This window comes from Virgibacillus senegalensis (assembly GCF_000821245.2).
GTDB classification, from domain to species: Bacteria; Bacillota; Bacilli; order Bacillales; family Amphibacillaceae; genus Sediminibacillus; species Sediminibacillus senegalensis.
The window spans coordinates 1,147,274-1,169,628 of the sequence record NZ_LN611425.1 but is presented as its reverse complement, the minus strand read 5'-3'; the positions used below and the strand labels follow the sequence as shown (position 1 = coordinate 1,169,628).

The 22,355-nt window shown below is 42.1% G+C and carries 19 protein-coding genes; 16 read left to right on the top strand and 3 right to left on the bottom strand.

Going from position 1 to position 22,355, the window contains the following annotated elements; translation table 11 throughout:
* Positions 1–52 precede the first annotated feature (52 nt).
* From iolB to BN1067_RS16615, 12 genes are all read left to right on the top strand, one after another.
* The gene (iolB, locus tag BN1067_RS16670) at positions 53–853 is read left to right on the top strand and encodes a 5-deoxy-glucuronate isomerase (protein WP_053219953.1); all 801 of its coding nucleotides are present in this window, start codon (positions 53–55) and stop codon (positions 851–853) included.
* Between the two features lie 146 nt (positions 854–999).
* On the top strand, positions 1,000–2,076 hold the full coding sequence (locus tag BN1067_RS16665) for a M24 family metallopeptidase (protein WP_053219952.1): 1,077 nt from the start codon (positions 1,000–1,002) through the stop codon (positions 2,074–2,076).
* A 40-nt stretch (positions 2,077–2,116) separates the two neighbouring features.
* The gene (locus BN1067_RS16660; protein ID WP_053219951.1) at positions 2,117–3,436 is read left to right on the top strand and encodes a hypothetical protein; all 1,320 of its coding nucleotides are present in this window, start codon (positions 2,117–2,119) and stop codon (positions 3,434–3,436) included.
* A gap of 83 nt (positions 3,437–3,519) precedes the next feature.
* Positions 3,520–5,238, top strand: a complete 1,719-nt coding sequence (locus tag BN1067_RS16655; RefSeq protein ID WP_053219950.1) for a sensor histidine kinase — start codon at positions 3,520–3,522, stop codon at positions 5,236–5,238.
* Between the two features lie 5 nt (positions 5,239–5,243).
* On the top strand, positions 5,244–6,815 hold the full coding sequence (locus tag BN1067_RS16650; protein ID WP_053219949.1) for a response regulator transcription factor: 1,572 nt from the start codon (positions 5,244–5,246) through the stop codon (positions 6,813–6,815).
* A 467-nt stretch (positions 6,816–7,282) separates the two neighbouring features.
* Entirely contained in the window at positions 7,283–8,596 is a 1,314-nt protein-coding gene (locus BN1067_RS16645) for an ABC transporter substrate-binding protein (protein ID WP_053219948.1), read from the top strand.
* A 212-nt stretch (positions 8,597–8,808) separates the two neighbouring features.
* A complete protein-coding gene (locus BN1067_RS16640) occupies positions 8,809–9,723 on the top strand; it encodes a carbohydrate ABC transporter permease (RefSeq protein WP_053219961.1) in 915 nt (304 codons plus the stop codon).
* Between the two features lie 18 nt (positions 9,724–9,741).
* Complete coding sequence (locus tag BN1067_RS16635; RefSeq protein WP_053219947.1) at positions 9,742–10,581, top strand: carbohydrate ABC transporter permease; 840 nt, start codon at positions 9,742–9,744, stop codon at positions 10,579–10,581.
* Between the two features lie 22 nt (positions 10,582–10,603).
* Positions 10,604–11,725, top strand: a complete 1,122-nt coding sequence (locus BN1067_RS16630) for a glycoside hydrolase family 88/105 protein (RefSeq protein ID WP_053219946.1) — start codon at positions 10,604–10,606, stop codon at positions 11,723–11,725.
* 30 nt (positions 11,726–11,755) lie between these two features.
* Positions 11,756–13,048, top strand: coding sequence for a Gfo/Idh/MocA family protein (locus tag BN1067_RS16625; RefSeq protein WP_053219945.1), 1,293 nt, complete (start codon positions 11,756–11,758; stop codon positions 13,046–13,048).
* Positions 13,049–13,099: 51 nt separating this feature from the next.
* Positions 13,100–13,735 carry a YesL family protein gene (locus tag BN1067_RS16620; RefSeq protein ID WP_053219944.1) on the top strand — a complete coding sequence of 212 codons (636 nt, stop codon included), beginning with the start codon at positions 13,100–13,102 and terminating at the stop codon, positions 13,733–13,735.
* A 186-nt stretch (positions 13,736–13,921) separates the two neighbouring features.
* Positions 13,922–14,845, top strand: a complete 924-nt coding sequence (locus tag BN1067_RS16615) for an AEC family transporter (protein ID WP_053219943.1) — start codon at positions 13,922–13,924, stop codon at positions 14,843–14,845.
* Here the strand turns inward: BN1067_RS16615 and BN1067_RS16610 are convergent.
* Genes BN1067_RS16610 through BN1067_RS16600 form a run of 3 tightly spaced genes read right to left on the bottom strand, consistent with a single transcriptional unit; the run spans position 14,836 to position 17,394 of the window.
* Positions 14,836–15,678, bottom strand: coding sequence for a sugar phosphate isomerase/epimerase family protein (locus BN1067_RS16610; protein WP_053219942.1), 843 nt, complete (start codon positions 15,676–15,678; stop codon positions 14,836–14,838). The genes BN1067_RS16615 and BN1067_RS16610 overlap by 10 nt on opposite strands.
* Positions 15,679–15,714: 36 nt before the next feature.
* On the bottom strand, positions 15,715–16,392 hold the full coding sequence (locus tag BN1067_RS16605; protein ID WP_053219941.1) for a rhamnogalacturonan acetylesterase: 678 nt from the start codon (positions 16,390–16,392) through the stop codon (positions 15,715–15,717).
* Positions 16,393–16,416: 24 nt separating this feature from the next.
* Positions 16,417–17,394: a LacI family DNA-binding transcriptional regulator gene (locus BN1067_RS16600; RefSeq protein WP_053219940.1), complete on the bottom strand. Its 978-nt coding sequence runs from the start codon at positions 17,392–17,394 to the stop codon at positions 16,417–16,419.
* 158 nt (positions 17,395–17,552) lie between these two features.
* Between BN1067_RS16600 and BN1067_RS16595 the strand changes: the two genes are divergently transcribed.
* From BN1067_RS16595 to kduI, 4 genes are all read left to right on the top strand, one after another.
* Complete coding sequence (locus BN1067_RS16595) at positions 17,553–19,049, top strand: UxaA family hydrolase (RefSeq protein ID WP_053219939.1); 1,497 nt, start codon at positions 17,553–17,555, stop codon at positions 19,047–19,049.
* 32 nt (positions 19,050–19,081) lie between these two features.
* Entirely contained in the window at positions 19,082–20,599 is a 1,518-nt protein-coding gene (locus BN1067_RS16590; protein ID WP_053219938.1) for a tagaturonate reductase, read from the top strand.
* 131 nt (positions 20,600–20,730) lie between these two features.
* The gene (gene kduD, locus BN1067_RS16585; protein ID WP_053219960.1) at positions 20,731–21,486 is read left to right on the top strand and encodes a 2-dehydro-3-deoxy-D-gluconate 5-dehydrogenase KduD; all 756 of its coding nucleotides are present in this window, start codon (positions 20,731–20,733) and stop codon (positions 21,484–21,486) included.
* A 19-nt stretch (positions 21,487–21,505) separates the two neighbouring features.
* On the top strand, positions 21,506–22,339 hold the full coding sequence (kduI, locus tag BN1067_RS16580) for a 5-dehydro-4-deoxy-D-glucuronate isomerase (RefSeq protein WP_053219937.1): 834 nt from the start codon (positions 21,506–21,508) through the stop codon (positions 22,337–22,339).
* Positions 22,340–22,355: the final 16 nt, after the last annotated feature.

Below are 22,355 nucleotides of genomic sequence, written 5' to 3'. Positions count from 1 at the left end.
ATATTTTATAAACTGAAATAACAACGTTGTTATTAAAAGGAGAGGGTAATCGATGGATCGTTTTATAAAAGCTTCAGACCAAAAAGGATATCAAGACATATTTGGTGAGGATTATGAATTACTTGAATACCTTGCATTTGGGAAATTAACTTTGGACAAAGGAGGATCCTTTACTGCAGATACTGGCTCCTATGAAACTGCATTAGTGATTTTAAGAGGAACTGCATCACTTGAAACAGAAGGTCAAAACTGGAACGAGCTGGGTGGAAGAGAAAGCGTTTTCTCGGGGAAGGCAACTACTGTTTATATACCTTGTCAGTCTTCTTACCAAGTCGTAGCTGATACAGATGTACAAATTGCTGTCTGTAAAGTGAAAGCGGAAGAAAAATTCGAACCTTTTGTCGTCAAACCTGACGATATCGTCGTACATAAGCGCGGAGAGAAACAATGGAATCGAACCGTATGCGATATTATCGCCGACAATGCAGATGGAAGAGTCCATCGGATGGTACTAGGGGAAACAATCAACGAAGCTGGTCAATGGTCTGGTTATCCACCACATAAGCATGATGGGGAATTTTCGCCGGAAGAGCCTAACTTGGAAGAAATTTATCATTACCAAGTAAATCCAGAGCAAGGATTTGGTGTGCAGCACCATTATACGAAAGACGGAAAAATTGATACTGCCCATCCGATTAGACACGGAGACAGCTTTGCGATTGATATAGGTTACCATCCAGTTGGCGCAGCTGGTGGCTATCAGGTTTACTACTTGTGGTTTATGGCTGGAGAGTCAGGTCGGAAACTCAATCCTTATGAAGACCCAGATCACAAATGGCTGCATGATAAGTAGGGAATTTGAGGATAATGAAGAGAAACAGAGGGGGCATGGATTGCTCCCTGTTTTGTTTTTAAACATGGAAACATTCACTCAAGTTCCAGGAAGAATGAAGTAGTAACATGGATTATTTATGGAGTTCCTAAAAGGGGTTGAAAGGAATGGGTGTCAATAGTGGAAAAGTAGATCGGATACGTGGTGTGTTATTAGATTCGGGAAAAAACGGTTTATTGCTTTCCCTGCAAAAAAATATATCTTGGCTGACAAACGGACGAAGTTTTATCAATACAGCAACGGAAAAATCTCCGGCAAGTATCTTGGTTACCGAAACAGAGGTAGGATTGTTTGTTAATAACATAGAAGCAGAACGTCTGGTTGAAGAGGAATTTGATTTCGATTTTGATTTCATCGAAGTATTTCCCTGGTATGAACCAAAGCTGTTTGAAGAGTTGCTATTTGACTACGTGGACCGCCAAGAACTTTTATTAGACACGGATGTAGAGCAGCAGCTAATCGGAGTTCGAACGATATTGACAGGCACTGATATAGAGGAAATTCGTAAGCAGGGAGTACTGACCGGAAAAGCAATCGAACAAGCTGCTTTTGAACTTAAACAAGGGGAGAGTGAATATCAACTTGCCGGACGGATTGCCAAGGCATGCCTGGAAAGAGGATTGGAGCCGATTGTGAATCTGGCCGCAGTAGATGAACGGATATTCAAGCGCCGTCATCCACTTCCCACTTCCATGCGTTTGAATCAATATGCCATGCTGGTTGTCTGTACAAGGAAAAACGGGAAGGTGGTATCAGCCTCAAGACTTGTTCATTTCGGAGAACCCTCTGAGACGATTAAAGAGAGGCATCGCGGAGTGATCGCGGTAGATTCTCGCTTGATTGCAGCTACAGAAGCCGGCGTTGATTTTCGGAGTCTGTACGAGCAGATGCAAATTGCCTATCGTGATGCTGGTTATCCTCAAGAATGGAAGCAACATCATCAAGGAGGACTCTCCGGCTATAATTCAAGGGAAAAACTGCTTCTGCCATACCATGCGGATACGGTTGTCCAGGTTGGGCAGGTATTTGCGTGGAATCCGAGCATTGCAGGCGTGAAATCGGAAGACACCATCCTCGTCGGGGAAACGGGATCGGAAATTATCAGCTATACAGGTGATTATCCAATGCTGGAAGTGAAAGCTGGGACAAAGGTTATTGAACGACCGGATATACTCATTCGGTGAATAAACGAAAGTAAAAGCATGGAAAGAAGGGCGACAACCAGTGACTAAACAATCCCAAACATTTGGCTATAAAGAACTTGCGGGATTTTTTATTCCGCTCGGTTTTTCGGCAAGCTTGACTTCGATTACGCACGTAATTATTAACGGGACATTAAGTCGTGGCGAGCATGCAGCGTTTATTATAGCTTGTTATGCAGTAGCATTTTCGTTATTCGGAATTATTGAACGACCAATCATTGTGTTTCGTCAGACATGTTCAGCATTGGTTAAGGATAAACTTGCCTTTAGGAAGCTGTTGATGTTCATGGTGTATATATTGACAGTCATTATCGGTCTAAGTATGGCGATGGCCTACAGTACAGTTGGTGACTGGGTATATATCCACCTATTCCATGCCGATGAAAACATGGTCCAGACGATTTCGTCTGCATTTAAAGTAATTACCGTTGTCATCATTTTTTCAGGAATTCGTGGAATATATCAAGGTATTATCATCAATCACTTACAGACGAAGTGGCTAACCATAGGGGTTATTGTCCGTCTGCTTGCCATGTTTCTTATTGCCTATTTGTTTGTATTCTTCGGATACGTTACTAGTGCAACAGGTTCTGTGATTTTTTTGACGGGAATGATTATTGAGTGTGGCATTAGTGTGTGGAAAGGAAGAGAGATTCTAGCAACGCATTATCCAAAAGAGGTCCAGCCACTTGCGATGTTAGAGATAGTACAGTTTTATATGCCTTTGGTCTTTTACTTTGTAATTCAAACCATATTGATTCCGATTATTTATGTCTTCTTAGCCAAATCAGAAAATATGGAAATAGGGATTGCGTCGTTCGCGCTAGCCTACAGCATTACCCAGATGCTGTTGAGTTTCTTTATGTACACCCATCAACTGGTATTACAATTATATGAAACTAATAAACAAAAAGTGGTCAGATTCATGGCTGTTGCCAGTATTCTCCCAACTCTGCTCCTTTTGCTGCTTTGTTATACACCCGCTGGCTTTTGGTTCATGGATACTGTTATGGGGGCGAAGGGAGAATTGGCTGTCTCGACATTAGCTGTGATGAAATTTTTTATCATAAAAACCTTTGTATTCCCTTGGGTGGACTTCTTAAACGGTTTCCTAATGTTGAATCGTCAAACGAGGAAAATGCTGATCGCCCAGCTTTTTAACATGATGACTGTGATTCTTAGTATTTGGTTATTTGTCGGGTTGTTTCCGGAATGGAACGGCATAAGTGGTTCATTTGCTGCGTCTTTGGGTGAGTTGGCGGGTCTTGGACTTGTTAGCTTGATCGTCTACCAGATGATGAGGCAGCAAAAACGAAGAAAGCAGGACTTGGGGGCAGGATAACAAACAAGTGAAATGTCACCGCCTACTGTCCAGTAGAAAGTGCTATAATGATAGAAAATGTAAGCGCTTGACAGGGGGGTATTATGCGGTTTCGTCCTTTTTACAGCAGCATTAAAATAAAAAATAAAATATTTTCGATTTCGTTACTGCTTTTACTAATTTTTTGCATCATTGGAATGGTTACATACCATTACTTTACAAAGCTTTATGAAGAACGGATCTATCAGGAGTCGGCAGATATGCTTCAGTTGTCCTCCACTGTCATTGATGAAGAATTGAAAAAAATAGAGAATCTGACCTTCCAGGTCAGTACCGATTCCCTCGTACAGGAATATATGGAAACGATCAATGAGCGGAAACTCGGATTTGAAGATTATAAAACGAAAGCAAATCTGCTCGATCGTCTGCTTACTTTTGCCTCAACCGAAAGATACATTTCTTCCATTCAAGTAGTAGACAGATATGGTGAAAAGTATACGACGGGCTATGACACAAAGATAGAAAACGACGTTGAAAAAATAAGGGAACTGGTATATGCCTCGGAAGGTTCGAATAACTGGTCTAAAATCCCTGGAAAGAACGGAATTTCCGCTGCCAGGTTAATACGCAGAACGGAAAATGTCAACTTGGCAAACATGGGAATTCTGATTGTATCTATCGACATGAATAAATTTGTGGACCAGACGCTTGATTTTTCCAGACATAAAAACTTCATCGTAACGAATGGGAATGAAATCTACTACCAAAATGGGGAAATTGATTTAAATCTAAAAGAATTGCCGACAAGGAAAAACGGCTACGACATCATGGAATTGGACAGAAAGGATTATCTGCTCACTTATAAACATTCACGATTTTCCAAACTTACTTATTTTCAAGCACTGCCATTTAGTGATATTACTAGGCAATCCAAAACAATAAAACGAATTATGGTCATTTGTTTCCTGTTTATGCTGACGTTGACCGTCCTTTTGAGCAGAAAGGCTGCAGAGTACATTTCAAAGCCACTGGAAGCGTTGTCTGTGCGGATGAAACAAGTCCAGGACGGTAACTTTGAAGAGCAGGCTTCTGTTCCTGAAAATTATTACAACGATGAAGTTGGACAGTTACATGTTAATTTTCGTTTGATGCTCGATAAAATCAATCAGTTAATCAAAGAAAACTATACGAAACAATTGATTATCAAGGAAACGGAATATAAAGCATTACAGGCTCAAATCAACCCCCATTTTCTCTATAACACGCTTGATTCTATAAATTGGATGGCTAAACTTAACCAACAGGAAAAGATATCGGTAATGGCTGAGGCGCTAGGCAATATGATGCGGAATATTATCAGTAAAAAAGCAGCTATGATCACAATAAAAGAAGAATTGGAAATCGTGAACAATTACATTACGATACAAAAGTATCGCTATGAAAACAGACTGGAATTTCATCTTAGTGAATGGCAACCGTTTAAAGATTGCCAGATTCCTAAGTTGACCATCCAGCCAATCATAGAAAACGCAATTCAGCATGGTTTGGAAGAAATGGTTACTAAATGCTGTGTGACGGTCCGTTTTGAGCATGTCGGAGAGAACCTGCTAATCGTAGTAGAAGATAATGGACCTGGAATTGAGCCAAGTAAGCTGGAGGGAATTTACAAAGGGGAGATCCGTTCGAAAAGTTCAGGTATCGGGTTAAAAAACATTAACGAGCGAATTAAGCTGATGTTTGGCAAGGATTATGGAATCATGATTGAAAGCCGTGTTGGAGAGGGGACACAGGTAAGTATCTTAATACCGAATATGGTGGGGTGAGGACCATGTATGATGTGTTGTTAGTAGACGATGAAGTGAATATATTGGAGGGAATCGCCGCTTTGGTCAACTGGACAGCTTGTAAAACGTCTTTACAGGCCAAAGCTTCCAATGGGCAAATGGCTTTTGACCTTATCAAGCAAAGTCCCCCTGATATCGTCATTACCGATATAAAAATGCCAGGGATGAATGGAGTGGAGCTGATTCAACAAGTTTACAGCCTAAACCCGGAAATCCGTTTCATCGTCTTATCGGGATATGATGAATTCGAGTTTGCCAAAACGGCCATGGAATGCAACGTAAAGCACTATTTATTAAAACCGAGCAATGAAAAGAAGATCGAGGCAGCATTGCGAGAAATTGTAGGAGATCTTGATGAAAAAAATCAAAAGCAAGCATTCCTGGAAAGAATGAGAAGCCATTTGCAAAAAGTGATGCCGAAAGCAAAAGAGCAATTTTTGAAAGACTACATTACGAATAAGAGCTACAGTATTCAGGATTGGGAAAACTACAGTCAAATGTTCGGTCTGCAAACAACATCGAAATTGTTCCGGTTATTGGTACTGGTAGTTGACGGCAAACATGAATACGAACAACAATTTGCCCTCAAAGAAATGGTGACCGGACAGTTGGGTGAAGTTCAGTCGGTGCTTATGTCTACGACCATAGGTGAGCGAATCGTGCTCATGCTTGAGGATATATCGGTGGAAGAATTATCTCATCATTTGAAAGAAATTAAGAAGTCGTATACAAGTTTCTATCAAAAGACTTTTACTACTGCAATTAGCAATCCCGGCAGTATTAGCGAATTGAGGATGCTGTACAACGAAGCGATCAATTGCCTTACCCAACGATTTTATCTTGCCGATGGAAGCATTATCACGGTTCAGGATGTTGGGAATCCGGGGGGTGCCAGATTTAAAGACTTGCAATACGATCATGAAGATTTGCTGCTGGCCGTACGTAGTGGTAACGCTGAAGCGATGCGGCGTTATTTAAGTGATTTTTTCGAAGACATACACAGTCGAAAACTTGAGGCACGTCTGGTAAAATCCCATTGTTTGGAATTATACATGTCGATTATACGTCAGGCGGAAAAGCAGGCGATGGATCATTACTTTCAACAAATCGTTTTCTTTCAGCAGTACAATCATTTCCTGGAAATAAAACAATATATTATGGAGATTGCGGAAGAAATTACTGCTCATCACTATGAACGAACAAAGCAAACCCAGACAAACATTATCACCAGGGTGATAGAATATGTGGAAAACAACCTTGCAGAGCAGGAATTATCCTTGTCAAAGATTGCTGCCGATGTACTTTACATGAACCCTGACTACTTAGGAAAGCTCTTCAAAAAGGAGAAAGGGGAGCGGTTCTCAAACTTTTTGGTTAACCTTAGAATAGATGCAGCCAAAGAACTGATAGAAGAGACAGATCATGTCAAAGTGTTTGAAGTAGCAGAAGCTGTAGGATTCGGAAATAACCCCCGTTATTTCGGACAAGTTTTTAAAAAATATACAGGGATGACCCCCACTGAATTCAAAACAAATATCGTTGAAAAACAGGGTTGACCCAGTAAAGGGATCAACTCTATTTTTTATCAATCGCTATGCTGAAAATGAGTTGCTTTGACGCAGTTAATAGAAACTCCGAAATGAATGGCTCTTGACTTAGTTTCGTTGAGTAAAAACATGTAGATTAACCGTTGTCGTAATAATTTCTACGTAGGACTGGTGAGCTTCCTTGACTGTGCTCGTGTTCTGCGGAATCTCGTCGAAGACCTTTTCCCGTAGAAAGCGAGAGTGCTCCCGCAGCATGGTCAACCACTTGAAATCATTAAATTTGGAGAAAGACTAGCCGAAAAACTACTTATCGTTTCAAACTCCAAGCAACGTTTCCAAAAGGAATCTTAAGGTAAATGACCATATCTGTTTTTTGTACATAGAAGTCTGAAAATTTTATTTTTTCTGTAGATGGCTTGATTTATGATGGGTTTAAGTGATAGAAAGCGCTTTCAAAACAAAGGGGAGATGTAAAGATGAAGAGGAATTTGTTGTGGAGTTTTTGTTTATCATTAATTTTGATTCTATTGTTATCCGCATGTTCAGGTTCTGATGAAGCTTCCGGTGAGGGGAACAGTGATGAGGGAGGAGACGACGGCGATCAAGTGACCTTGCGGATGACTTGGTGGGGATCCCAAAGCCGTCATGACCAAACACAGGAAATAATCAAGAAATTTGAAGAAGAAAACCCGGACATCAAGATTGATGCCGAATTCACCGGATTTGATGGTTATTTCGAGAAGATGGCTGCACAGGCTGCCGGAAACAATCTTCCAGATATCATGCAGCAAAACTTCGGTGAATACCTTAATCAGTATGCGGATAAAGGTCTTCTTGCAGATTTATCCGAATTTGTAGATAGTGGTGAAATCAATGTTGAAGGCGTGAGTGACACGGTAATGGAGTCAGGAATGAAGGATGGTAAATTGCTTGGTATCCCGACTGGAACCAATGCGTTAACTGCTTTCTATAATACCGATATGTTAGAAGAGGCTGGAGCAGAACTTCCTGACGAAAATTGGACATGGGAAGACTATGTAGAAACAGCAAGAAAAGTACATGAAGAGACAGGAGAATTCGGAGCTAGATTGATGGAACCGAAAAACCTTTTTGAATACTATTTGCGCGAGAAGGGCAAAAAGTTGTTCAACGAAGATGGAACAGATTTAGGCTATGATGATGATCAACTACTTGCCGATTATTTCACCATGAACAAGCAATTGGTGGATGACGGGGTAGCACCTGGTTATGACACCATCCAGCAAATAAAAGGTGTTGAAGATGAATTGATTGTCCATGGAAAAGCACCTTTCGACTTTAGATGGTCCAACCAAGCTACTGCTTTAACTAGTGCTGCCGGAGATCGTAACTTGGAAATGACTTTGCTGCCAGGTACTAATAATACGGAAGGAATGTATTTAAAGCCGGCAATGCTTTGGTCTGTTAGTGAAAACTCCGAACACAAGGAAGAAGCTGTAAGATTTATCGATTTCTTTACCAATAATATAGAGGTCTACAAAATCGGTGGATCAGACAGAGGGGTACCGATCAAAGAAGAAATTCGTAACCAAATGTCCGATGAATTGAGCGAGACTGACAAGAAGGTATTCGATTACATCGAATTGGTAACAGAAAACAGTTCGCCAATCGATTCCAATTTCCCACCAGAGTCTTCTGAAGTATTAGCGGCTTTAGAGGAAGTAGATGAGCTGGTTATGTATGGGGAATTGTCTCCAGAGGAAGGTGCAACCCAGTTTAGAGAGAAAGCAACATCGATCCTGAGCAGATAATAAAAAAACAAAGATGGCCCTGAGCGAGGTGATCAGGGTCATCTTTCTAATTTAATCATTACAGAACATCCCTTGTAATGTTGTTGTATGACGGAGAGGAAGTTGATTCTTCTACATTAATTACAAAAGAGGTGAGGGCAATGTTACCGAAAAGAGAAGAAACCGCAGCAACCGTAACTGAAGTGTCTCCCAAACCCAACGTAAAAAAGCAGATGGAGCCGCTCAAGCCTGCCCGGCGAAAAGTGAAGTCAGGCAATCATAATGCAACTGGTTATTTGTTTATTTCACCATTTTTGCTGGGATTTTTCACGTTGACAATTTTTCCAATCCTGTATTCCTTGTATTTATCATTCACCGATTATGACTTGATGGGGACTCCCAGTTGGATCGGACTCGATAACTACGTAAGGATGTTTACGAATGATCCCACCTTCTGGAAATCGATGAAGGTAACCTTTTTTTATGCCGGAATTGCCGTTCCGATACGTCTCGTTTTTGCACTTATGGTTGCCCTGGCATTGAATAAAATTGTGGAGATGGTTGGGCTATACAGGACACTTCTTTATTTGCCTTCTGTTGTTGGTGGCAGTATTGCCGTTTCCATCATGTGGCGGCAATTGTTCGGAAATGAAGGGGCAGTCAACTCGATTTTAAGTGCTCTTGGCTTACCGACTCATTCCTGGCTTGGCGACCCGGACACGGCCATATGGACCTTGATTGTGCTTTATGGCTGGCAGTTTGGTTCGTCGATGCTGATATTTCTGGCCGGTCTAAGAAACATACCCAAAACTTATTATGAGGCATCCAGTGTAGATGGTGCCGGGCCGGTAAAACAATTTTTCATTATTACTATTCCTTTACTCACACCCGTCATATTGTTCAATACAATCATGCAGGTGATTCAAGGGTTTATGGCTTTCACGCCAAGTTTCGTGGTCACCAATGGCGGACCGGTCAACAGTACGTTGCTATATGTTCTTTATATGTACCAGCGTGCATTCGAATACTTTGACATGGGTTATGCTTCTGCCATGGCCTGGGTAATGCTTGTGATTATTGCTATTTTCACAGCACTGATTTTCAAAAGCTCTCCCCATTGGGTTCATTATGAATCCGACAATAAATAAGGAAAGGAGAATTTGGGCATGAAAAATAAAAAATGGAAAAAGCTCGTGCAGCATACCGTTATGATTGTTTTCACTCTGATCATGATTTATCCGCTTGTATGGATGATCAGCAGTTCCTTGAAAGAGAGTTCCAGTGTGTTTGTCGACGCCCATTCCCTGATACCAGAAGGCTGGCATTTTGAGAATTATATTACTGGCTGGAAAGGTTTTGGCGGAATCTCCTTTAATACGTTCTTTATCAATTCGGCCATTATTTCTGTAGTGGCTACTATAGGGAGTATTTTATCTTCGACTTTGATTGCCTATGGATTTGCCCGAATCAAATTTAAAGGTAAAAATATTTGGTTTGTCTGTATGATGTTGACGATGATGCTGCCATTTGAAATGGTCATGATCCCGCAGTATATCATGTTTAATAAATTTCACTGGATCGATACTTATTTACCGCTGATATTGCCGACATTCTTCGGTATTCCATTTTTCATCTTTTTAATTATGCAGTTCATCCGTACAATACCGACTGAATTGGATGAAGCGGCGAAAATCGATGGGTGTAATAGTTTCCAAATCTTCTATCGGATTATCGTTCCATTGATTGTACCAGCCATGATGACTTCCGCTATCTTCTCTTTTTACTGGAGATGGGATGATTTCATGGGACCGCTGATCTATTTATCTACCCCGGAAAAATATCCAGTCTCCCTGGCTTTAAAGCTGTTTTCCGATCCAAACTCGGTGACAAACTGGGGAGCTATGTTCGCTATGTCAACGCTTAGCATCGTGCCTATTTTCGTTATTTTCTTTATCTTCCAGCGCTACATTGTCGATGGCATTAGTACAAGTGGATTAAAATCATAAGGATAAAAAGGAGAGATTTGGAATGGTGACAACCAATCGAACAAGGACGAATGATCAATTAAAGACACCGTTGGACTGGGCAAAGGCTGCCTGCGAATCACTTATGGATGTGTATAAACCATCAGAACTGCCGCCTGATGGACGCTGGCATTACCATCAGGGGGTATTTCTGGAGAGCATGCGCCAATTGAAAGAGCGTACAGGTGGAGAAGCATTCCAAAGCTATATTAAAGCTTATGTAGATTACAATATTGATGAAAACGGTAATTTTTTGTGGAACCGAAAGGAATTGGATGCCATTCAAGCAGGACTGTTGTTATTTGAACTAGATGAGAAAACGGATGATCAACGATATCGGATAGCGGCAGCAAAATTACGAAATATGTTCCCAACCTTAAATCGGACCTCAGATGGCGGTTTCTGGCATAAAGACGGTTATCCTTATCAAATGTGGCTCGACGGCCTGTACATGGGTGGAGTTTTTGCCTTGAATTATGGCAAAAAATTTGATGAACCCGAGCTATTGGAAATGGTATTGGAACAAGAGCGGCTAATGAGAAAACATACGAGGGACCAGAAAACAGGCCTATATCACCATGCCTGGGATGAAAGTAAGAAACAACCATGGGCTGATATGGAAACTGGAAAATCTCCTGAATTCTGGGGCAGGGCTATTGGCTGGTATGGCATTACCTTTAATGAGATTCTGGACTTTCTACCTGACAGTCATGCATCCCGGATGGAAATCGCGTCAGCTCTGCGAGATTTGGCTGTTAGTCTCGTCAGATATCAGGATGATGAAACGGGGTTGTGGTATCAAATAGTTGATAAACCGGAGCAACCTGGCAATTGGATTGAAACGTCTTGCTCAGCATTGTTTATCTACACAATCGCACGTGCTATTCATGGAGGACATCTGGATAAAAGTTATCTTCCATATGCAGTAAAAGGATACAGGGGTCTAATCCAACGGATGAAATTTGATTCCAACGGGCGATTTATCATGCCGGATATATGTATTGGTACGGGAGTTGGTGACTATCAGCATTATATAAACCGACCAAAAACAGAAAACGATTTACATGGAGTCGGGGCATTTGTTCTGGCTAGTATAGAAATGGAAGATCTATTGCCTAATTTATAAATCAGTCTAATAGAGTATGGAGGGGAAACGATGAAAAAATTTGCCGTGTGCGGGGTGAGTAAACGTGCAATGAGCATGTTTATTAAACCCATGTTGGAGAGCTTCGCAGCGAATAGCAAGCTGACAGCCCTCCTCGACATGGATTCAAAGCGGTTTGCTGTTTGTAAAGCGGAATTCCCTGCAATAGAAAATGTACCAGAGTACAGGGAAACAGAGTTTGACAAAATGGTGGACGAAACCAAGCCGGATGTCATCATCGTCGCCAGCAGGGATGATACCCATGTGGAGTATATTTTGAAAGCATTGGAACGGGACATTGATGTGATAACAGAGAAGCCTATGACGACCACGGCAGCTGATAGCAAGAGAGTGATGGACGCCGAAGCGAAAAGCAAAGGAAAAGTAACTGTTACCTTCAACTATCGCTATAGTCCTTACCATATGCGGATTAAGGAGTTGATTCTTGCCGGCAAGGTGGGGCGTGTTACCTCTGTGGACTTGAATTGGTATATTGATACGTATCATGGATCGAGTTATTTTCAGCGCTGGAATAGAAAGCGTGAATTCTCGGGCGGCCTTTCCATTCACAAAAGTTCCCATCATTTCGATTTAGTTAACTGGTGGCTTGATCAAAAGCCCGTGGAGGCCTTTGCTTTTGGCGCGCTAAATTACTATGGACCGGAAGGGGAGCATAACCCTTTGAAGGAAGACGGACGCCACTGTAAGACTTGCCATGTCAAGCAAGAATGTGAGTACTACATGCGCTGGAATTCCAGAAGCGATAATGTGATTGTCCAGGATGATCACATCGATTCAGATGAAGCGAGAAAAGATGCTTATACCAGTTATCGACCTGATCAGTGTGTGTTTGATTCTGCGATTAATATCGAAGACACCTATACGGCGACAGTCAGGTACGATAAAGGTGCTCTATTAAGCTATTCGATCAACTTTTCTTTGCCTTATGAAGGTTACCGACTGGCCATTAATGGTACAGAGGGAAGGATAGAGACAACGGAATTCCATGCCCCTTCCCGTGTTCCGTTTCCCGTGCCGGAACAGACGATTGAATATTACCCTTTATTTGGCTCAAAGGAAACGATCCATGTGTTGAAGCGGGAAGGCGGACATGGCGGTGGTGACCCGGTCATACAGGAAGATATATTTTTGGGAGAGGACCCAAAAAGACCTTATTCCATTTTATCGGGAAGCAAGGATGGATCATATGCCGTAACGTTGGGAGAAGCTGTATGGAAGTCTGCTAAGCAAAACATGCCTGTTCGAATTGAGGAACTGCTGAATCAACAAAAAGTAAGCACTTGACAATTAGTATTATGGAAAGAGAGATAAGGGAGCAAACCGGGAGGGATAACCATGCAGATGGGAAGATTGTTGAATGGCGTGATGGCATGTTGTAAATGGATAACACACTTTGCCTTATTAAATTTACTATGGGTTGGCTTCACCCTGCTAGGGGGAGTGTTTTTCGGGCTTGCGCCTAGTACTGCGGCAATGTATTCGGTAGCAAGAAAACAAATGCTGACGGAGGAAGCGCCTCTTTTCCGTACGTTTTGGATGGTTTACCGCAAAGAATTTCTCCGGGCCAACGGGTTGGTGTGGTTGTTGGCTGGCATAGGATCTGTATGGTACTTTGATCTTCATTTTTTCCGACAGTTTGAAGGCGTGTTTTATTCCTTGATGAATTATGCCATGACCATGATCGGCCTGATATTTATTATCTTGCTGCTGTATATTCTTCCGGTTTTTGTTCATTATGACCTGAATATTCGAGGGTGTATCAAACAAGCGCTGATCATAGGTTTTCTGCACCCGGCCAATCTTGTCTTGATGCTAATTATAGGGTTATCATCGTACTACTTCTTCATTTATTTCCCTGGGTTAATCCCATTATTCGGCCTGACAGTTTTTGCTCATATAAATATGTGGCTGTCACTGAAATGTTTTGACCAACTAGAGGAAGCGAAATTCTCTGAAGGGGTAGTTTCATAAGGATGCAAGTATGGTCTGATGGAAGGTGACTTCTACAGGCCATGCTTTTTGCTGTCGATTCGGCTTTTCTTCGATTTTATTCTGAATTCCTTTTCGCTTTTTAATACCACTAGCGACTATTAATGAATAGATTTGAAAAATCTCCTATAAACTCAAAAAACGATGTTACATACAGGTGATAAGTATATGGAACTCTTATTTATATTTTTAAATATTATCCTTCCGGTTTTTATTCTTATAGGCATCGGAACATGGCTGCACAAGCTGTTCACATTAGATCTTTATACATTAGCCAAGCTAAACATCTACTTCCTGAGCCCAGGATTTGTTTTAATAAATCTCTATGAATCTGATTTTTCTCTTCAAATCCTTTGGGAAGTTTTTTGCTTTTTCGTTTTGTTTATCATAGGTCTGTATTTGATCGTCAAAATAATAGCTAGAATTGGCAGGTACCGTAAAAGTTTAGAAGGAGTGTTTACCAATAGCATACTCCTTTATAACTCAGGGAATTATGGTGTCCCGGTCAATGATTTGGCTTTTAAACAAGATCCGCTAGCAGCAACCATCCAGGTGATCGTTATGACTTTTCAAAATGTGTTGTCTTATTCCTTCGGTATTTTTTCTTTGAAAGCAGTAAGTGAAGGGAGGATCAGGGCGTTAACTGGTTTGTTACGCATGCCTGCAATATACGCGATGACAGCGGGGATATTATTGAATGTGCTGGAAGTCAAACTGCCTGTTTTTTTGCTTAAACCGGGAGAGTATATTGGCAGTGCTATGATTGGCATGGCTTTGTTGACCTTGGGAGCCCAGGTGGCACAATTAACCTTCCGTCCGAAACTTATGGTTGTCTATGTCAGTCTGGCGGTAAGGCTGGCATTGGGGCCAGCCTTAGCCGTCCTTTTGATTTGGAGTCTTGGATATGAGGGACTGCTTGCACAGGCACTGCTCGTGTCATCATCGATGCCAAGCTCTGTCAATAGCGCCATCATTGCACAAGAATATAAGAACGAGCCGGAACTTGCCGCCCAGATTGTCCTTGCTTCTACCATTTTTAGCATGTTTACGGTAACGATTACCATCTATCTATCCGGTTTACTTTATGGATGATGAACAGCGACTTTTGCTTCTTTTCGTTTTTGTTCAAGAAAGGTTTTAGAAATGTTTCGCTGATCGGTTGTATTGGCAGCTTCCATGATAATATCTGCCTCAGGCTTATAACGTTGCAATAATTGGAAATAGAAATCATAGTTCAGCTGCCCACTGCCAGGGGGGACGGTGATAATCTGTCCATCTTTTATGATTCTGTCTTTTGCATGGCATGCGAGAATTCTAGTACCCAGCCGTTCGAAAGCTTGTTCGATGACGTCATCCTGTTTATGAAAATTTTCCGCTGTCAGCAAGTTTCCAGGATCGAGTATGGCTCCTATGTTACTGGAAGGGAGTTGTTCTAGCATGTTATCAAGTGTATCGGCGTCACCAATCAAATGGTCGTTCGCAGGTTCAATCCCGATAAACACACCGTGCTTTTCCGCTTCTTCTGTAAGTATCGCCAAGCTTTCCGATAATACCTTCCAATCATTGGTAGTGAAACCTCCAGGCATCTTCCCCACTTCTGCGGCGACAACATAGCAATCGAAGAGGGGTGCATAACGGATCAGTTCTTTAAACCGATCAAGGTTCTCCTGTCGCTTTTCTGGGTCTCTCTCAAAAAGATGTAAGTAGCAGGCAAGTACCGAGATAGAAATCCCTCTTCGCTTGAATGCCTCCTTAATGCTCCTGGCAAGGCCGGGACTTAAATATCCTGGTTTCCGGAAATCCGGTGATTCAAATGCTTTCCATAAAGCAAGCTGGACATGAGAAAAACCCTCGATATCCACTTTTTTAGCCAATTGATCCCAATGCTGTTTTCCAAATAAATGTGCTAAAACCCCGATGCTCACGGTATCACCCCTAATTTGATTTACTGGACGGAATAATTATGCAAGAAAATCAGCCAAAGGTAGCTGTAATTTTTTTATCTTGTCGCAGACTAATCCTGCTACTTTATCGGCACCTTGTTCGTTAAAGTGGGTATTGTCTTTTAAACCGTATGGATAACTGTGGGAGACTCCTGGTTCGATCCACATAAACAGCTTCTTTGATATCTCTGGTCCTAGTCCTTCGAGAAGGACAGTCGTATCCTTGGTTAAATCAATGAGTGGTACCGATTCAGAGGTGGCCAGTTTTCTTACCGCTATCGGATAATCACCATGTGTATCTTTCACTCTGCCATTCTCTGAAAAGTAACGTCTTTGGACTGGAGTCACTAAAACAGGGTTTGCTAGTTTCTGCCTTGCAAATGAAATATACTGTTTCAAATAATCTTGATAAGTAATAAACGGATGTGTGCGTCTCTCGTGTTCCGGCTTGCTGTCGTTATGGCCGAATTGAATCAGCAAATAATCATCTGGTTTTAGTTCATTGGCAATGGCTTTCAATCTTCCTTCATTGATAAAGCTTTTTGAGCTTCTTCCACCGACAGCATGATTGATGCACACCGCTCCCGGTTTTAAATAACGGGGAAACATCTGCCCCCAGCCAGCCTGTGGTGCTCTTTCTTTGCCGTAAGTACATACGGTAGAATCACCTGCTAAGTAAATCTGTAATTCATCCACTTTATCTCCTCCACTTTCGACTGTTCAAGATATTGGCCGACAAGAACTGGATAAAGTTAATTCGGGTTCAAGATAGATGGCAGGATCCAAAGGTTTGTCCTCTATGACAGCCATCAATGCTTTTGCCAGCTCATCCGCAATCGTATCCAGGGGGACTCCTACAGTGGAAAGGGAAACTTCCATGTCTTCGGTTTGAGGCAGATTATCGTAACCTATAATTGAAACATCTTCCGGTATGCTGAATCCTTGTTCATGGAAAGCGCGTATCACTCCTTTGCTCAGATCGTGACTTCCACTGACAATTGCAGTGGGCAGGTCAGGCTGTTGCAGAATTTTTTTAGCAGCAGCATAGCCGTCATATTGCTCCAACCCAGATACTTGATTCAACTGTGCTTTTATAAGCGGTTTAGCTTCAGAAACTGCTTCTTGGAATCCTTTGACTTTGTCGGCCTGCAACCGGTCGCTTTCCAGCATTGCCCCTACATACTCAATATGGCGATGGCCTGTATCTATCAAATGTTCCACTGCGGCTTTGATGGCTTTACGCCGGTTGGCATCAATGACAGCATTTGTTGAGTCTCTACTTGCAATGCCATAGGTGACCATAGGAACCAAAGCTTCCACACTTGATTGACCGGTACCTTCTTCAAAGGCGAGAATGGCATCGACTTGATATCTATTGAAGGTCTTTACGGCATCTTCTAGTTCGTTTATGGAAATCAGTGTCGTATACGATAACTGTTCAAGTTTCTGGTTCAGTTTTGTAATTAGTGCGGCGTGGGCTGCCCGTTCGATAGTGGGCCAAACGACGCCGATGGTAAAGGATTTTTTGGATACCAGACTTCGAGCAGCAACATTGGGCTGATACCCTAATTGTTTTGCCAATTCCGTAATGCGTTTTTTAGTCGGTTCTTTTACCAGGGGACTGTCCCTCAATGCTTTGGAGACGGTTGAATAACTGACTCCCGCCGATTTTGCTATATCTTTAATCGTGACGCCCATAGGTCTTCCTCCGTTTTCTGGATAGTTTGTAACCAGTATATAATGGCAAGATGCCGATGACAACGTTGTCAGCTTCCGTTGACAGAATATTCTTTGCACCCTATAATAATAACAACGTTGTTATTGTTTTTCAAATCTATTTTTTCAGGAGGTTAAACATGAGTGAGTCGACCATCGTTATTCATGAGCGGGATAATGTGATAATAGCCCTTCAGGATTTTAATCCAGGGGATTCGATTACAGTGGAAGGAAAAGAAGTCATTGTTAATCATGAGGTCAAAGCAGGCCACAAAATAGCCAGGAAACCAATCGCCATAAGTGAAAACGTTGTCAAATTTGGTTATCCAATTGGAAAGGCATCGTCACCTATCGATATCGGTGATTGGGTGCATACACATAACGTAGAAACTAACCTGGAAGGGACCCTGGAATATGAATACCAGCCAACGACAGATAAAGTCACCAGTCAAGGAGAATCAGAGCGGACTTTCCAAGGTTATGTAAGAAAAAACGGTGATGTAGGCATCCGGAATGAGATCTGGATTATCAATACCGTCGGCTGCATTAATAAAACAGCTGAAGTCGTAGCGAAAATGGCTAATGAACAACACAAGGATGAACAGATTGACGGAGTTTTTCATTTTTCGCATTTATTTGGCTGTTCGCAGCTTGGTGATGATTTGCATAATACTCAAAAAATCCTCAGCTGTTTGGTGCATCATCCAAATGCTGCAGGAGTACTTGTTATGGGCCTGGGATGTGAAAACAACTATATTGCTGAATTCAAAAAAGTGATTGGCGAGTATGATGAAGACCGAGTCAAGTTTATCAGTGTCCAAGAGACAACAGATGAGATAGAGCATTCTTTAGATTTAATCGACGAGCTAGCTGACTATGCTCGTACTTTTAAAAGGGAAGCCGTATCCGTTTCAAAGTTGAAGGTAGGACTAAAATGCGGTGGATCAGACGGTTTCTCCGGTATTACCGGAAACCCATTGCTTGGAGCTTTTTCAGATAAGCTGATTCAACAGGGAGGATCTACTGTCCTAACGGAAGTCCCTGAAATGTTTGGAGCTGAAACGATTTTGATGAACAGGGCAAAAGACGAAATGACCTTCCGTAAAATTGTTGATTTAATCAATGATTTCAAGGAGTACTTTTTGCGGCATGGACAGAATGTCTACGAAAACCCTTCTCCTGGAAACAAGGAAGGTGGAATCACCACCCTGGAAGAAAAGTCTTTGGGAAATGTACAAAAAGGAGGATTTGGTGAAGTAGTAGATGTCTTGCCGTATGGGGAACGATTGACATCAGGGGGATTGAATTTGCTTCAAGGACCAGGAAATGACTTGGTTTCTACGACTGCGCTTGCTGCAGCTGGAGCACATATTGTGTTATTCACAACCGGTCGCGGGACACCGTTTGGGGGACCTGTTCCCACTGTTAAAATCTCCACCAATACCTCTTTAGCTGAAAAGAAAAAGAACTGGATAGACTTTAATGCCGGTGAATTGGTAGAAGGGAAAAGCAAAGAAGACCTTACTGAAGAATTTTTTGATTACATTGTTGATCTTGCTTCCGGCGCTAAACAGGCGAATAATGAAAAATTTGGTTTCAAAGAGATTTCCATTTTCAAAGATGGAGTTATTTTATAGACATCAACTCTTGATAGGGGATGATTTTTATCGTGGTCAAATTAAAACGTAATATTCCAAAGGAGACTCTGGCCAACGTGGCATACCAGGAGTCCGTTAGTAGTCTTCCGGAAAAAGTATTACAGATCGGAGAGGGAAATTTTCTCCGTGGGTTTGTTGATTGGATGATTCACCAGATGAATAAACAGGGGATATTCAATGGTTCTGTTGTGGCCGTGCAGCCGACACCCCATGGACGTGTGCTTCCGAAGCTGAAGGAGCAGGATTGGTTGTATACCGTTATACTTCGCGGTATGGCAGACGGAAAAAAAGTCGATGAAGGAGAAGTAATACCGGTTATATCAAGAGGGCTGAACCCATATGAACAGTGGCAACAGGTGTTGGAAACAGCCGCCTCCAAGGAATTAGAACTAATTATCTCCAATACAACGGAGGCAGGTATCACTTACATCAAAGAACCTTATCAGGAGGACTCCTCCCCGCTATCCTTTCCGGGAAAGTTGACAGCTCTTCTCTATCATCGGTACAAACAATTTGCGGGTGACGAACGTGCGGGTTTGCATATTCTTCCTTGTGAGTTAGTAGAAGAAAATGGTGGCAAGTTAAAATATATCGTGAAACGGATCGCAAGAGATTGGGAGCTTCCACCTGATTTTTTACACTGGCTTGAGGCTTCCAATCGATTTTATGACACACTGGTGGACCGGATTGTCACCGGATATCCGAAATCAGATTCAACAGCGTTTACTAAAAGGCTCGGGTATGAAGACGATTTTATAACAGTGGGGGAACCGTATCACTTATTTTGTATAAATGGACCTGAGGAGATAAAGCAAGTGTTTCCCCTTGATCAGGCAGGTTTACGGGTGAAGTGGGGGGATATCGAACAATATCGGGAGCTGAAGGTGCGATTATTGAATGGTCCGCATACTTTGATGGCCTCAACGGGTTATTTGGCAGGTGCCAATACGGTACTGGAAGTAATGAAAGATGAAACACTTCGTACTTTTATTGAACGAGGATTTGAGGAGATTATCGATAGCCTAAGCCTGGACAGAAAGAAAACATTTGAATATGCAGAGCAAGTCAAAGAACGTTTTTTGAACCCTTATAATCACCATTATCTACAGGATATAGGGATGAATGCAGTGTATAAATTCAAATCCAGGCTGCTCCCAACCCTTAGCAGATATGCAGAAAAGAATGGCACGCTCCCCAATGCCATCGCACTATCCCTTGCGGCTATTCTTGTTTTTTTCCGTCCAGTAGAAACGAATGAAAAGGGAATTGTCGGTGAACGAAACGGAATAAACTATCAAACCAGGGAAAGTGAACTGGTCAACAAAGTACTGACGGAATGTTGGGAAGAATTCTCACAGGACAGAATCAGTCTGGAGGAATTTGTGTTTACTGTTTTGGGTAACCGTGCTATCTGGGAAGAGGATTTAAATGAAATCGAATTGCTGACGCAGACAGTCAGTGCCTATATTCGTCAGATCCTTTCGGCTGGCATGCAAGACACGTTAAAACAAATGCTCTATCAGAATTAGTCCCATTTGTCATGAACAGTGGCAAATTGAAACAATGCCTTGTTATCTTTTCGACTACGTGCTAAAATCAAACCATAACGAACAAAAACGAACACAAACAGAACGATGCGAAATAGGAGAGGAGCATGGGTATGGTCGAACTATTCTCGTTAAAAGGAAAAACGGCGCTCGTGACAGGTGCCAGCAGGGGTCTCGGGCAGGGAATGGCTATCGGTCTCGCTGAAGCCGGAGCCAAAGTAATAGGGACAGGTACTAGCGATTTAGGTGACACAAAAGCAAAAGTGGAAGCAGCCGGAGGCAATTTTTATGAAATTATCCAGGATTTATCCCAACGAGGGGCAGCTGTTGCACTTGCCAATGAAGCAATAGAACTTGCAGGGAAAATTGATATCCTGGTAAACAATGCAGGGATTATCCGACGATCTGACTTGGAGGAGTTCAGCGATGAAGACTGGTATAAGGTGATCGATGTCAATCAGCATGCAGTCTTTCAACTGAGCAGGGAAATCGGAAAACATATGCTTGAGAATGGATCGGGCAAAATCATCAATGTTGCTTCCATGCTATCCTTCCAAGGTGGGTTGAAGGTGCCTGCATATACTGCGAGTAAACACGCCGTGGCGGGATTGACCAAGTCTTTTGCTAATGAATGGTCCAGCAAGGGAATTAATGTAAACGCTATCGCGCCTGGTTATATGGCTACCGATAACACAGCACCAATTAGAGAAAACCGTGACCGTAATGCATTTATAACGTCCAGAATTCCGCAAGGCAGATGGGGATCTCCAGAAGACTTAAAAGGTGCGGTTGTTTTTCTTGCTTCAGATGCGTCCAATTATGTTAATGGTCATGTGCTATGTGTTGATGGCGGATGGATGAGCTCTTAACCGGAAAGGGGAAAAGGAAATGGAAATCAGATACACGACTAATCCAACAGATGTTAAACAGTATGATACAGAACGGATTCGCAAGGAATTTTTGGTGGAAAATCTGTTTGAAACCGGAGAACTGAATCTCGTTTATTCTCATTATGACCGTCTTATTACTGGTGGAGCAGTTCCGGTAAACAATGAACTAAAGCTTGAAGCCGGAGATTTGCTGAAGACGGAATATTTTCTGGAAAGACGAGAAGTAGGGATTATCAATATTGCCGATGGCACTGGTGTAGTGACAGTAGACGGGGAAAAACATGAACTAAATAAACGAGATTGTCTATATGTGGGGATGGGACATGAAAATGTTTCTTTTGCCAGCAAGGACGGAGATACACCTGCCAGGTTTTATATCGTTTCTGCTACCGCACATAAACAATATCCGACCAAAAAAATTGCCATTGAAGAAGCGACCCCGAATCATTTGGGATCAGACAGCCAGTCCAATAAGCGGACAATCTATCAATATATCCATGCTGGTGGAATACAAAGCTGCCAGTTAATGATGGGAATGACACTCCTTGCTCCCAACAATATGTGGAACACAATGCCGCCACACGTACATGACCGGCGTATGGAGGCTTACTTATACTTTGATATGGATGAGGATTCCCGAGTCATTCACTTTATGGGACGTCCAGATGAAACCAGGCATATCGTCATGAAAAATGAACAAGTCGTCTTTTCTCCACCTTGGTCCATCCATTCCGGAGTAGGAACGGATAATTATACGTTTATTTGGGCAATGGCAGGAGAAAATTACACGTTCACCGATATGGATAGCGTATCGATGGATGAACTAAAATAACCTTTTTAAGTGAAAA